Below are 13451 nucleotides of genomic sequence, written 5' to 3' on the forward strand. Positions count from 1 at the left end.
TGTCATCTCTCCACCAGCGCCATCTTGGCATTGAACCAGTTCATGAGGCCCGAGGTAATCAGGCTGATGCCGAGATAGATCACCATCCAGATCGCCACGACCTCGACCGATTGACCCGTCTGGTTGAGGATCGTTCCGCCGACGGCGACAAGATCGGGATAGCCGATGGCGATTGCGAGCGACGAGTTCTTGATAAGGTTCAGATACTGGCTCGACAGCGGCGGGATGATGATGCGCAGCGCCTGCGGCACAATGATGAGGCGCATCGTCTGGCCGGGACGCAGGCCAACGGCATAGGCCGCTTCCGTCTGCCCCTTGTTGACGCCCAGAACACCGGCGCGGACCGTCTCAGCGATGAAGGACGCGGTGTAGAAGGACAGCGCCAGGAACAGGGCGAGGAACTCCGGCTTGACCTGCGCACCGCCGGTCAGGTTGAAGGTCCCCAGTTTCGGCAAATCGAACGAGATCGGAAAGCCGGTCGCGATCAGCGCGAGGATCGGCAGGCCGATGATGAGGGCCGCCGCCACGCGTATCGTGTGGAAAGGCTGGCCCGTCGCCATCTGGCGGCGCTTTGCCCAGCGCGCAATGACGATCGAAGCCACGATGCCGATGAGCAGCGCCACGGGCAGAAGCCATGCCCCCTCGCCCCATACCGGCGCGGGCATGAAGAAGCCGCGATTGTTCATGTATGTGCCGAGCGGCAGGGCGATGCTGTCGCGAGCCTGCGGCAGCACCGAAAGCACGCCGAAATACCAGAAGAAGATGACGAGCAGCGGAGGAATGTTGCGGAAGACTTCGACATAGACCGTGCAGATCTTGCGGATCAGCCAGTTGCGCGAAAGCCGCCCGATACCGACCAGAAATCCGATGATTGAAGCCGTCACGACACCGAGCGCGGCGACGTAAAGCGTATTCATCAGGCCGACCAGAAAGGCCCGGCCATAGTTCGAGTCGCTGCTGTATTGAATGAGCGTCTGACTGATATCAAAACCGGCGCGGCCACTGAGGAAACCGAAACCGGACGCGATGTTCGCACGCTGCAAATTGGTGACCGTGTTGCCCACGATCCAGTAGATTGCCCCGATGACCACCCCGAAGACGATCACCTGATAGAAGATGCCGCGAACCCGCGGATCATACAGGAGCGAGGTTCCGCCGCTATCTTGGCGGCGTTCAGTTGCAGAATAGGAAGCCATATGTTTCCTGTGCCTCTCGGCTGACAGCATCAAACCCGAAAAATTGACTTGGCCGCCTTTGCGGGCAACGCCTGAAATCGGAATATCGAATGCCGAACCGTTCGGTCCTGCCGTTCCTGTCCGGGCTCGGTTCGAGCCTTCGAGGACTGCAAGACGCGGTTGAATTCCCAAAAGCAGCTTGTCAGCATCCTATGCCCGGCAGATGCGGGATCGACAGCAAACGGACAAACTGCAAAGCCGACAAATCCGGCGGGCGCTGCTGCACCCGCCGATGATCAGTCCGGAGAGTAATGCCCGTCAGCGGACGGGGATGCCATATTGCAGGCCGCCCTTGTTCCACTGGGCATTGATGCCGCGTGCAATCTTGAGCGGGCTGCCGGAGCCGATGTTACGCTCGAAAATTTCGCCGTAATTGCCGACGCCCTTGATGATCTTCACCACCCAATCGTTCTCGAGACCGAGATCGGTGCCGATCTTGGTGTCCGCTTCCACGCCGAGAAGACGCTTGATGTCCGGGTTGTCAGACTTCTTCATCTCTTCGACATTGGCCTGCGTGATGCCATATTCCTCGGCGTTGAGCAGCGCGTTGTGCACCCAGCGAACGACGTCCGTCCACTTGGAATCGCCCTGACGAACGGTCAGGCCGAACGGCTCCTTGGAGATGATTTCCGGCAGGATGACATGATCGTCGGGATTGGCGAGCGCCAGACGAACGCCGTAAAGGCTGGACTGGTCGGTCGTATAGGCGTCGCAACGGCCGGAATCGTAAGCGGCGTTCGCTTCTTCGATCTTTTCGAAGACCACCGGATTATATTCCATCTTGTTGGCGCGGAAATAGTCGGCCATGTTCATTTCGGTCGTCGTACCGGCCTGAACGCAGATGGAAGCGCCGGAAAGCTGCAATGCGGAATTGATGCCCGACAGCTTCTTCGAATTGATCATGAAGCCCTGACCATCGAAGTAATTGATGCCGGCAAAATCGAGGCCGAGCGCAGTGTCGCGGCTGATGGTCCAGGTCGTGTTACGGATCAGGACGTCGATTTCGCCTGACTGCAGGGCCGTGAAGCGCTCCTTGGCGTTGAGCGGCGTAAACTTCACCTTCGCCGGATCACCGAAAATCGCAGAAGCCACGGCACGGCAATAATCTACGTCGAAGCCGGACCACTCACCCTTGTCGTTGGGGGAAGAGAATCCAAGCAGACCCGTATTAACGCCGCACTGTAGAAAACCTTTCGCCTTCACATCGGAAAGCGTGTCAGCGGATGCTCCCGAAGCTACGCAAAACAGCGCCGCCGCACCCAATACACCCGTCATAAGAGTTTTTTTCATCTGGCCTGCAACCTTTTTCGTTCCCTGGAGAGCGCCGGACCTATGGCCCATGGCGTCTCTTGTTGCTTTATTTTTTGCATAAACCCGTTGGATAAGTCGCGTGACCTCCCAAGCCCATGCCCTACAACAGCTTGCCCTCGCCCGAGACCGCTATCCGGTCTTCAATTTTTCTTTTGAGCGCAGTGACAAACCTGTCGCCTTCACGGGTCTTATCGAAGGCGAAATTTTGTCTTTGGTCAAGGCTTTAACGCAGGCGAGCGAAAAGGCTTTCAAAAAAGATGAGGGAGAAATATTCGAAAATTTACACGATTTCCCGATTTCTGGGTAGGAAGGTCGTCGGGTGCAGCCCACATTGCACGCGAGGACGGAGCACAGGTTTTTTCAAATAAACACAGATTGTTAGGCAGTACTACCATACCAGATGGGCCGCGATTCCGGCAATTTCCGGTAGAAATCAGACGCGCGGCATCGTGCTTTCGTCGTCCAGAGAAAAAATAATATTTCGCGTGGCCATATAGCGAGCCACCCACCAGGTCGTGACGAATCCGATTGTCAGACCGGCGACCACATCCGTGGGGTAGTGCGCCCCGGCTGCGAGCCTGCTTATTCCGAAGAGAATGCAGATCATAACGGTAAGGATGCGCCAGCGCGGCAGGAATATCCAGAGCGAAACCATCATGACGCCAGCCATCATGGAATGGCCGGAAGGGAAGCTTTCATAGAGGAACTGGCCCTTGAAAGGCGAGAAATAGGCTGCGCCGACGTCATCGAGCAGGAACGGGCGTGCCCGGCCAATCGCGAGCTTGCCGATTTCGACCGGCACACTTGCGACGATGATCGAGGTCAGGATGAGCGTTGCCCAGCCGTGGAGCTTCACCAGCCACGCTCTGGCGCCGGAACGCAATTTCGGTGAGAGCAGTATCGCCGTGGCGAGCCATACGACGATGCCGATTGCAAGCCATACGACGGTGCGAATCGCATCCGTTACCGTCCGCAGGAGCTGCATGATGAAATTGGTGCTTTGCGCGGTCACGCGAATGATGTCCGCATCCCACAGATGCAGCACGAGAATGATGAAGGGCAGAAGCACGACGATTGCTGTCATTTCCAGCGTCCACGAGGACGGCGCGCCCTTATAGGCCGGACGCAGAAGAGCTTGAAGGAGTTCCAGCGCTGCGCGAAAGGGATAAAGAAAAGTGCTTCCCGTGCCTGACGCCGCCATACTGAAATGTCCTTTCACAAGCTTATTACGCAACAAATGGCACGCGAGGTTGCATCCGGAACGCGCGCATCCTATCCAAGTATTCAAAATTTCCGCCGCAGACGGAATCGCAGATCTTTTTGCCGCAGCCGACCTTGATGCGACCCGGCAGAATCCTCTCTTTCGAGAATCGGCAGGCGAGAATCAGCGGGATAGCATGCAACATGGTCTGGAGGCATTTTCGTGACTAAGCAGCAGGTCAAGACAGAGAAGCTGGGTATAAACACGCGTCTCGCCCACGACGGTTATCAGCCGCGCGACTATCATGGCTTCGTGAACCCACCCGTTGTCCGTGCCTCAACCGTGCTTTTCCCCGATGCGGAAACAATGGCGACCGGCGGCCAGAAATACACCTACGGCACGCGCGGCACGCCGACCAGCGATGCCCTTTGCGCCGCGATCAACGCGCTGGAAGGTTCGGCGGGCACGATCTGCGTCCCGTCCGGCCTTGCCGCCGTCACGGTTCCGCTTCTCGCTTTCCTGTCGCCCGGCGACCATGCGCTGTTCGTCGATTCGATCTACAATCCGACCCGCCATTTCGCCGATACGATCCTCAAGCGCTTGGGCGTGGATGTCGAATATTACGATCCGGAGATCGGGTCCGGCATCGCGAAGTTGATGCGTGCGAACACCAAGGTCGTGTTCACGGAATCGCCCGCCTCGAACACGTTCGAGATGCAGGATATCCCCGCTATCGTCGAAGAGGCGCACAAGGGCGGCGCCATCGTCATGATGGACAATACATGGGCCACCGCGCTCTACTTCAAGGCGCTCGATTTCGGCGTGGATATTTCCATCCACGCCTCGACCAAGTATCCGTCCGGCCATTCCGATATTCTGTTCGGCACGGTATCGGCCAACGAAAAATGCTGGCCGCAGCTTCTGGAAACGCACGGAACGCTCGGTCTTTGCACTTCGGCTGACGACACCTACCAGATATTGCGCGGCATGCGCACCATGGGCGTGCGGCTGGAACAGCACCGCAAGAACGCGCTGGAAATCGCGCGCTGGCTTGAAGGCCATCCGGCGGTTGACCGCGTGCTGCATCCAGCGCTGGAAAGCCATCCCGGCCATGAAATCTGGAAACGGGACTTTTCCGGCTCCTCCGGCATTTTCTCCATCGTGCTTGCCGGCGGCGGGCAGAAGGAAGCCCATGCCTTCCTCGATGCGCTGGAGATTTTCGGCCTTGGCTATTCCTGGGGCGGCTATGAAAGCCTCGCGGTTCATGTCCGCCTCAATGACCGGACCATCGCCAGGGGCGACTATCCGGGACCGGTGATCCGCCTGCAGATCGGTCTGGAAGACGTGCCGGATCTCATTGCCGATCTCGAAAAAGGTTTCGCGGCAATTTGATACCGAGGCACTGAGATACTCAATCGCCGCAGGGGCTTAACAAAAGCGCGATGAGTCAGGCTCATCGCGTTTTGTCTATGCGGGCTTTGCAGCGGTTGCCTTGCGCGACTGTGCGCGCGCCGTCTTGCCCGCTGCCTTCAGCGGCTTCGGCTTTGTTTCCGACAGCCCTTCAACGACGGCCTCAATCATGGTGCAGGCGACGAAATCCGCCTGCATCTCCTCCCGCAATGCCTCCCGGTCGACAGATCGTGCTTCGTTCGGCTCATGCCACAGCACCACGCCTACCCTCACAGCGGGTTGCAGCCGCCGCAGACGGCGCACCGCAAACCGGGCGTGACGCGCCGCCTGCCGGTCCAGAAAACAGATCATCAGCGTATCCCTGCCGGAAATATCCAGCGCCTTCAATCTGGCGGGAGTGAGCGCATCATGCGCGACCGCCTCTGCCGAGGCGCCCTGCACGGCAAGCACCTGCGCCAGCATGACCGCCGCCGTGTCATCGAGCCCCCTTCGCCCGCCGAAGGTCAGGAGCGACCGACCTTCGCCGGAAGGAAGCTCCAGATCGGTTTTGCTGCCATCGCCATCAGGATTTTCAATCGCGATCTCTTCATCGTCGCCCTCCTCCTCGGTTGCAATCTGCTCCAGATTGGCCACCAGCGTCTTCGTGCTTTCAGTGACGATCTGCAACTGCTGCTCTGTCAGCACGCTGCGAAGCCGGTCGCGCTCCGCCATCAGAAGTGCGGGAACAGCAACCGAGCCGTAGAACTCGACCAGATATTTCTGTTCCAGCATTTCCTCGGCATTGTCAGTGGCTTCATCCGGGTCGCCTGCAAGGAGGCGTTGATAGAGGCGTTCCTTCGGGTCAAGCACAGGCTCATTGCCGAAGAGGATTTCCAGGAACTCGAATTTCGGTACATGGCGGCCCAGCACCACGAGGCAGACCGTCAGAGGCGTCGACAGAACGAGCCCGACCGGCCCCCACAGCCACGCCCAGAAAATGGCCGACACGATGATGGCAAGCGGCGACAGGCCGGTGCGTGAACCATAAAGCCACGGCTCGATCACGTTGTTTATAAGAAGCTCGATGACGACGAACAGCCCGATCGTCCAGAGAAGCAGGTTCCAGCCGGGCGCCACGGCAAAGGCAAGGAACAGCGGCAAGATGGCCGCGATGACCGGGCCGATATAGGGCACGAACCGCAAGACGATTGCCAGCATTCCCCACAGGGCCGCGTTGGGGATGCCGAGAATCCAGAGACCGAAGGCGAGAGGCACACCATAGGTTATATTCACCACGAGCTGCGTCAGCAGATATTGGCCGACCCGCTTTCCCGCATCCTGCAAGGCTTCGGTCGTTCGATGAAGATCGCCGTAACCCACCAGCCTTATGAAGCGGTCGCGCAGTTCCTCCCTTTCGAGCAGCATGAAAATCACCACGACAACGACGAGACCCGTCGTCGCCAGCGGTCCGATAAGCGGTTCGATGATGCTCCTAAGCGTTTCCACCGGATGGCGTGGTGCGAATATCTGGACAAGGAGCGGCTTTTCCTCGGGCTCATCGGAAGGGAGCGCCTGCGTTTTCTGTTCCGGCCGGTTGATTTCCGTGCCTATGCGCTCGGCGAAGCTGTTCAGCCTGTCGAAGAAACTGTTGTCGGAACCCGCTTCCTTGAGTGTCCTGATCTTCTCGATGATGTTGTACTGATAGTATGTAACATTCTGCGCGACTTCGGAAACCTGGAAGGCAACCACGGCGCTGAAAACGGCCACGATCAGGAAGCCGCCCGCCACGCTGGTAATCACCGCGAACAGGCGCGGAAGGCCCGCCCGGCGCAGAAAGGCGACGATCGGCGCCAGCGCGAATGTCAGCAACACCGCGATGGCAAGCGGCAGAAACACATCCTTTGCAAAGTAAAGGATGGCGACGGTGACCGCCATTGCTGCCAGGGTGGGCAGACGCGGCGGCGCCGACGTGATCGGCCGCACGGCAGAATCCGGATTGTCGATATTTTCCATGAACCCCTCTTTTGCCGCTTTATGACTTTCGGCTTGTCAGCCGGGTAACTGCAAAAGGCGCGTTCGGTTCCATAGAACGAGGGAACATATAATAAATTTAATTAGCGGGTACTAATAATAATATTACGCGGAATAAATTGCCTGCAATGGAAGTCAATATTAATATAATTCAAATACAGAAATCGGCCAGATTGAAGCATCTGCAGGAAGTTATGGGGGATACCGTGTCGTTAAAGGCAGCAACGAGCTTAATCAGTCGCAACTTATGGAAAGCTCTGCTTACTCTACTATTGGTAGCGGCTTCTTCATTCGCACACGCCCAGCAAACGCCGAGGCCTGTTCAGGTGGGTGTGTATGTAAGCGAGCCTTTCGTCAACAAGGAAGGCGATTCCTACTCCGGCATGGCCATCGACATCTGGCACGATATCGCCACGCGGATGAATCTTGCTTCGCAATATGTGGAATATCCCAACTATGGGGAGCTGGTGAAAGCTGTTTCCGAAGGCAAGGTTGAAGCAGCCGTCACCAATCTCACAATCACGGAGAGCCGGGCTGAAATCATCGATTTCACGCATCCATGGTTCGATGCGGGCCTGCGCATCATGATCCACACCCAGGCGGGCAGCGGCTGGGACGATCTGATCAATCGCCTGGATGATGCCGGGCATCTGGCGACCTATGCGTGGATATTGTTCATCCTCCTCGCCGCTACGGTGGTGCTGACGATTTTCGACCGGCGTTTTGATGAAGGTTTTCCAAAGCGGTGGCGCGAGGGGCTTGCGGAGAGCTTCTACCACGTCGTTTCCATTGCCACTTCGGGCAAAACCTCGCGCAAAAACCTGTTCGGCTGGGTGGGACGCGTCTGGCAGACATTCTGGATGGTGTTCGGCATTGCGATCATCGCCTATGTGACTTCATCGGTTACCAGCGTCATGACGGTCGCCCATATCGACAACAGCATTTCCAGCCTGTCGGACCTGCAAGGGAAATCCGTGGGCGTGCGCGCGGACAGTGTCGCGGAGCAGTTCCTGAAATCACGCTCCATCGCGACCGTGCCTTTCGATCACCTGCCTGAAGCCGTCGGCGCGCTCGTGAACGACGAGATTGCGGCAATCGTCGGCGACGGTCCGGTCCTCGACTATTATGCCCATCAGCATGCCGACCAGCCTATCGATGTCGTCGGCAATGTGTTCAGTCCGGACAAATATGGCTTCGCCTTCCCGCGCCAGAGCGAACTTGTCAAACCGGCGAGCGTGGCGATCATCAGTGCCCATGAGAATGAGGAAATCCCCAAGCTGAAAGCCAAATATTTCGGCCCCGAGAACTGATGCGCAGACGCAAAAAAGGCGGCCAGTGGCCGCCTTTTTCATTTCCGCCAGTGATTTACCGACCCGCGACGATCGACGAAATGATGCCGGTTGCGATGCCGATCAGCAGGTAATCGTTGTTGACCTTGACCCAGTGATAACCGCGCGGCGGCTGGCGCAGCTTGTAGCGCGAATAGTTGTTCACGACGTGACCGCGATAGTTCGGCGGCAGGCGGTTGCCCTTCCTCCAGCTCTGATGACGGCGGTCGTCATATCTGCGCGCATCATATTTCGGGCCGCCCTTGTGCATCTGGCCGTGAGACGGCTTGCCGTGATGCGACGGATAAGACTGTGCCATCGCAGCAGGCGCGGCGAGAAATGAAAGGGCAGTGAGAGCAATAACGATCCGCTTCATATCGGCTTTCCTTTGTTACATTCGATGGGTGGACAATGCGCCCGCCAATGTGAATGCCAAGTGAATGCGCCCATTAAATTAATTTAATGATTTCATCGGCCTGGCACAAAGCAGCAGCCCCGCATTTCCCATCCGTGCAAAATGCGCTAGGTAAAGCCCGAATACATGCGCACCCGCAAGGGCAAGGCTCAGAGGACTGGATCATGATGAACTGGGTTTTCATTCTGCAAGGCGTTATCGCGTTCGGACTGGCCGCATTGGCCATCGCGGTCATCCTGCGCCATCGCCGCCACTGACGCCGGTTCGCACCGCTATATTTTTGCCTGGACCTTGCCGGTCCGACGCAACCGAATTTGAGATCGATCGTTCATACATGGTCTGGTATTTTTTCTGGAGGAGATGGGGATGCGGAAAGTAGCACTTGGGCTGGTTGCCCTTCTGGCCATAACGGGCTGCACCACTACGGAAAAGGATCTTTCCATCGGCACGGGCGCCGGGGCCATCATCGGCGGCATTGCCGGTGGCGGACGCGGCGCCTTGATCGGCGCCGGTGCGGGTGCGCTGGGCGGCCTGCTGGTGCGTGAACTGCGCAACGGCAATTGCCAGTATCGCGACCGTCATGGCCGCATCTATGTGGCGCGCTGCCGGCGATAATCCCCAAACCGTGCAAGGTTGTCGAAAGCGCCGGTTCTCCGGCGCTTTTGCTTTCGGGGATTGCGGCCCGCCTGCCCTCGCTGGAACCTTCCCGCGCCGATGGCGTTTTACTGGAAATAACGACAGGGAGAACTCCGATGAAGCTTGCTCTCAAAGCCGCCCTTGTTGCCCTGGGCGTGTTTGCGGCGGGCGCAGCGCAGGCGGCGAACGCCATTTCCACCACCAATCTCAATATCCGCACCGGCCCCGGCACGCGCTATGCGACGCTGGGCTCCATCCCGAGCGGAGCGCCCGTGACGGTGCGCGGCTGCACAGCCGGCTACGGCTGGTGTCAGGTGAGCTATGGCCCGACCTTTGGCTGGGCCTCGTCACGCTATCTCGCGTTCAGGGAAGGAACTTCCGGCGGATATTCCGATGATTTCGGTCGAACCGCTGCGTTGATCGGCATTCCGCTGATCGCCGGCCTTGCCATAGGCTCGGCCCTCAATGATCGTGACGATTACTGGTATCGCGACCGTCGCTATTACCGGAACAGACATTGGGATCGTCGCGACTGGCGTGACCGCCCGCGCTGGCATGGCAATCACGGGCCGCGCGTCTACCTGAGGCAGCGCGGACCGGACGGCCCGCACGGTCAGTGACTGACAATTCACGTAGAGACGGCAAACGCCGCGAAGCGAACCACTTCGCGGCGTCTGCGCGCAGTTTTGTCGAGTTTCGCGCTAAAACCTGCATTATCGGATTACGGAAAGCGTCGCCCTCGACAGGTGCCGCAGGGAAGCGATCAAGCAAATAATTGATGAGGCGAAGATGGCGATCCCGGCAGGATTCGAACCTGCGACCTACGGCTTAGAAGGCCGGTGCTCTATCCAGCTGAGCTACGGGACCTGATCTTTCGATTAAGATCGAAGATATTCAATGAATGCAAGGCTTTGATGGCAAAGCCCTGCCGAACTAACCTATTGCCGGGCCTGATGCAATTGTCAGGCCATACAGGCAATCAGTGCGTCCAGGGCATCGTCCGGTCGAACCGGAAATTGTCAGAATAGGAAACCTTGCGGCGCTTCGGCTCGTTCGGCTCGAAAACGCGATAGGCGATGCCATTGCGCTTCGCATAATCGACGGCTTCCTCCCGGGTGGCGAAGAAAAGACGAATCTGGCTCTTCATATCGCCGGAAGACGTGTAGCCCATCAAAGGCTCGACCATGCGCGGGCTTTCCGGCTCATATTCCAGAAGCCACTGGTCTGTCTTGGCCTGACCGGACTGCATGGCAGTCTTAGCTGGACGGTAAATACGTGCAACCATTTGAAGAACCCTGAACTGCTTTGCTCCGCCGGGGAGCTGAAAATCCACCAAGGCAATAGTTTACACGTGAATGCATGTCAACGCGATAAAGACGCACGCCACAGCCTCTGCCGGGGCATCCAAAGTGTCGACCATTTAAACCTTGGGGAAGATGGTCGGAGCGGCAGGATTCGAACCTGCGACCCCCTGATCCCAAATCAGGTGCGCTACCAGACTGCGCTACGCTCCGTCGCTTTCAAGCGGGTGCGGCTTCACTAGATAATCAAACGAGATAAAGCAAGAGGCAAAATTGTCAGATTGCGCTTTTTCCCTTCAATCCGAACAGGATGGCGGGAAGAGCGGGTTTTCGCAGTATTTCGCTCGCCGCCCTCGACGTCCCGCCAGCATGAGCGCAACCTCCGGCAGCAGAAACGGGGTCGCTTGCAACGGATAAAGCCATTCTCCGTCCGAAAGTAGCAGAATCACCGAATTGACAGCGCTGGTAAAGTAAGCTTACCAATTATCTGCCTACATAAATTAGCAACGCACCACATGACTGCCGTTCGGGGAGAGAATGGCCGTTCATTGCATAACCGTCGGCGAAATTGCGGCGGCGTATTTCATGTCAAGGAAAGGAACGCATATCCAGGAAGGGAGGACCGATGCCCTGGAATCAAGTTTATGACCCTTTGGGAAGCATGTTCTTGTCGACATTACTTGCCGCCTTGCCGATTGTCGTCCTGCTGGGCGGTATCGGCTTCTTTCACATCAAGGCGCATACCGCAGCCATACTTGGTCTTCTTACAGCGCTTGTGATTGCAGTTGTCGGCTTCGGGATGCCCGCCGACATGGCAGGCGCCACTGCCGTTTACGGTGCCGCCTACGGACTTCTGCCCATTGGCTGGATCATTCTCAACGTCATCTTTCTTTATCGGCTGACAGAACAGACCGGCCAGTTCAACATCCTGCGCGATTCCATTGCGGGCATCACGCCGGACCGCCGTCTCCAGCTTCTCTTTATCGCCTTTTCGTTCGGCGCCTTTTTTGAAGGTGCCGCGGGTTTCGGCACGCCTGTCGCTGTGACTGCCGCGATGCTGATGGGACTGGGTTTTGCGCCCCTGCCCGCAGCAGGGCTTTCGCTCATCGCCAACACCGCGCCGGTCGCCTATGGCGCGCTTGGAACGCCGGTCATCGCGCTTTCGGCGGTGACGGGGATAGACTTGATGCAGCTGTCGGGGATGATCGGGCGTCAGCTCCCGTTCTTCTCCGTCCTCGTGCCTTTCTGGCTGATCTGGGCCTTTGCCGGGCGCAAGGGCATGCTGGAAGTCTGGCCTGCGCTGCTGGTGGCGGGCGTGGCCTTCGCCATTCCGCAATATCTGGTCTCCAATTTCCACGGGCCATGGCTGGTGGATGTGGTGGCTGCGATCTGTTCGATGGCAGCGCTGGCGGGGTTCCTGCGGGTCTGGCAGCCGAAGCGGATATGGACGTCGACGGGACAGGAAGGCGAAGTGGATGCAGGCCCCATGCCCGCACCGCCGAAACATTCCACCGGAACCGTTTTCCGGGCATGGACCCCGTGGCTTATCCTTTCGGTGTTCGTGTTCCTCTGGGGCACGCCGCAGTTCCGGACATGGCTCGATTCGCTGTGGGTGTGGAAAATGCCGATCCCCTATCTGCATAACATGGTGTTCAAGGTTCCGCCGGTGGTGGCCGAAGCGCATTCGGAGGCCGCGATCTATACGCTCAACCTGCTTTCGGCCACCGGCACCGGCATCCTTCTCTCGGCAGTGGTGGGCGGGCTGGTGCTGGGCTTCAACCCGCTCCGGCTGCTGAAGGAATATGGCAGGACGGCCTATGTGGTCCGCTTCTCGCTGATCACGATCTCGGCCATGCTCGCGCTCGGCTATGTCACGCGCTTTTCGGGAACCGACGCGACGCTCGGGCTCGCCTTCGCGCAGACCGGCTGGGTCTATCCGTTCTTCGGTGCGATGCTCGGCTGGCTCGGCGTGGCGCTGACGGGCTCCGACACGGCATCGAATGTGCTGTTCGGCGGCTTGCAGAAGATCACGGCGGAACAGCTCGGCCTGTCACCCGTCCTGATGGCTGCGGCAAACTCGTCCGGCGGCGTGATGGGCAAGATGATCGACGCGCAGTCCATCGTCGTCGCCTCCACCGCAACGCAGTGGTACGGGCATGAATCGAAGATCCTGCGCTATGTGTTCTTCCATTCCGTGGCGCTTGCCGCCCTCGTCGGCCTTCTGGTGATGGCACAGGCCTACCTGCCGCCATTTACCTCCATGGTCCCGACAGAAACACTGCCGGCCATCACGCATTGACGTGATCGACCGGAAGGCAGACCCACGCGAGCCCCCGCTTGCGTGGGTTTTGTTTTGAGAAAGTTCCTTCCGGAACCAAACCCCACGCGCTGGCGTTCTCACTTCACTACCAACCAGCTGGAGACTGAATGTGAACAGAAACGGGCTTTATCTGATTATTGGCGCGCTGATCGTCGTGGCCGCAGGTCTGGCGATCTATGTCTATCGCGAAGAGACCAAACCCGCCGGGATCGAGATGAAAATCGGAGAAGGCGGCATTTCCATTCAGGAAAATTGAAATCGAATTCAAGTTATAAACATATAAA

The 13451-nt window shown here is 58.2% G+C and carries 13 protein-coding genes and 2 tRNA genes; 7 read left to right on the plus strand and 8 right to left on the minus strand.

What is annotated here, in order from left to right:
• Positions 1-2: 2 nt before the first annotated feature.
• Positions 3-1196 carry an amino acid ABC transporter permease gene (locus ACS5UA_RS14095; protein ID WP_021587809.1) on the minus strand — a complete coding sequence of 398 codons (1194 nt, stop codon included), beginning with the start codon at positions 1194-1196 and terminating at the stop codon, positions 3-5.
• A gap of 297 nt (positions 1197-1493) precedes the next feature.
• Positions 1494-2525, minus strand: a complete 1032-nt coding sequence (locus ACS5UA_RS14100) for an amino acid ABC transporter substrate-binding protein (RefSeq protein ID WP_006472421.1) — start codon at positions 2523-2525, stop codon at positions 1494-1496.
• Positions 2526-2625: 100 nt separating this feature from the next.
• On the opposite strand from ACS5UA_RS14100, the gene ACS5UA_RS14105 reads away from it, so the two are divergent.
• Positions 2626-2853, plus strand: a complete 228-nt coding sequence (locus tag ACS5UA_RS14105; RefSeq protein ID WP_006466457.1) for a hypothetical protein — start codon at positions 2626-2628, stop codon at positions 2851-2853.
• Positions 2854-2979: 126 nt separating this feature from the next.
• Here the strand turns inward: ACS5UA_RS14105 and lpxE are convergent, their stop codons facing one another.
• The gene (gene lpxE, locus ACS5UA_RS14110) at positions 2980-3747 is read right to left on the minus strand and encodes a lipid A 1-phosphatase LpxE (RefSeq protein ID WP_039852485.1); all 768 of its coding nucleotides are present in this window, start codon (positions 3745-3747) and stop codon (positions 2980-2982) included.
• Between the two features lie 222 nt (positions 3748-3969).
• Between lpxE and ACS5UA_RS14115 the strand changes: the two genes are divergently transcribed.
• Complete coding sequence (locus ACS5UA_RS14115) at positions 3970-5139, plus strand: cystathionine beta-lyase (protein ID WP_006466455.1); 1170 nt, start codon at positions 3970-3972, stop codon at positions 5137-5139.
• A 75-nt stretch (positions 5140-5214) separates the two neighbouring features.
• Here the strand turns inward: ACS5UA_RS14115 and ACS5UA_RS14120 are convergent, their stop codons facing one another.
• Positions 5215-7149: an AI-2E family transporter gene (locus ACS5UA_RS14120; protein ID WP_006466454.1), complete on the minus strand. Its 1935-nt coding sequence runs from the start codon at positions 7147-7149 to the stop codon at positions 5215-5217.
• A gap of 344 nt (positions 7150-7493) precedes the next feature.
• Between ACS5UA_RS14120 and ACS5UA_RS14125 the strand changes: the two genes are divergently transcribed.
• Positions 7494-8477 (plus strand): transporter substrate-binding domain-containing protein, encoded by a 984-nt coding sequence (locus ACS5UA_RS14125; RefSeq protein WP_443101411.1) that lies wholly within the window; start codon positions 7494-7496, stop codon positions 8475-8477.
• Positions 8478-8532: 55 nt separating this feature from the next.
• Here the strand turns inward: ACS5UA_RS14125 and ACS5UA_RS14130 are convergent, their stop codons facing one another.
• Entirely contained in the window at positions 8533-8871 is a 339-nt protein-coding gene (locus tag ACS5UA_RS14130) for an RcnB family protein (RefSeq protein WP_006466452.1), read from the minus strand.
• 405 nt (positions 8872-9276) lie between these two features.
• On the opposite strand from ACS5UA_RS14130, the gene ACS5UA_RS14135 reads away from it, so the two are divergent.
• Positions 9277-9525, plus strand: coding sequence for a YMGG-like glycine zipper-containing protein (locus tag ACS5UA_RS14135; protein WP_021587819.1), 249 nt, complete (start codon positions 9277-9279; stop codon positions 9523-9525).
• A 137-nt stretch (positions 9526-9662) separates the two neighbouring features.
• Positions 9663-10166 (plus strand): SH3 domain-containing protein, encoded by a 504-nt coding sequence (locus ACS5UA_RS14140; protein WP_006472428.1) that lies wholly within the window; start codon positions 9663-9665, stop codon positions 10164-10166.
• Between the two features lie 170 nt (positions 10167-10336).
• On the opposite strand, the gene ACS5UA_RS14145 is transcribed toward ACS5UA_RS14140, so the two are convergent.
• From ACS5UA_RS14145 to ACS5UA_RS14155, 3 genes are all read right to left on the minus strand, one after another.
• Positions 10337-10413 (minus strand) — tRNA-Arg (locus ACS5UA_RS14145).
• Between the two features lie 112 nt (positions 10414-10525).
• The gene (locus tag ACS5UA_RS14150; protein WP_006472429.1) at positions 10526-10831 is read right to left on the minus strand and encodes an ETC complex I subunit; all 306 of its coding nucleotides are present in this window, start codon (positions 10829-10831) and stop codon (positions 10526-10528) included.
• A gap of 152 nt (positions 10832-10983) precedes the next feature.
• Positions 10984-11060: transfer RNA gene (locus ACS5UA_RS14155), tRNA-Pro, on the minus strand.
• A gap of 412 nt (positions 11061-11472) precedes the next feature.
• Between ACS5UA_RS14155 and ACS5UA_RS14160 the strand changes: the two genes are divergently transcribed.
• Positions 11473-13146, plus strand: a complete 1674-nt coding sequence (locus ACS5UA_RS14160) for an L-lactate permease (RefSeq protein WP_039852479.1) — start codon at positions 11473-11475, stop codon at positions 13144-13146.
• Positions 13147-13276: 130 nt separating this feature from the next.
• The gene (locus ACS5UA_RS14165) at positions 13277-13423 is read left to right on the plus strand and encodes a hypothetical protein (protein ID WP_006466447.1); all 147 of its coding nucleotides are present in this window, start codon (positions 13277-13279) and stop codon (positions 13421-13423) included.
• Positions 13424-13451 lie beyond the last annotated feature (28 nt).

This window comes from Brucella sp. RRSP16, from assembly GCF_052246815.1.
Taxonomy (GTDB): domain Bacteria; phylum Pseudomonadota; class Alphaproteobacteria; order Rhizobiales; family Rhizobiaceae; genus Brucella; species Brucella intermedia.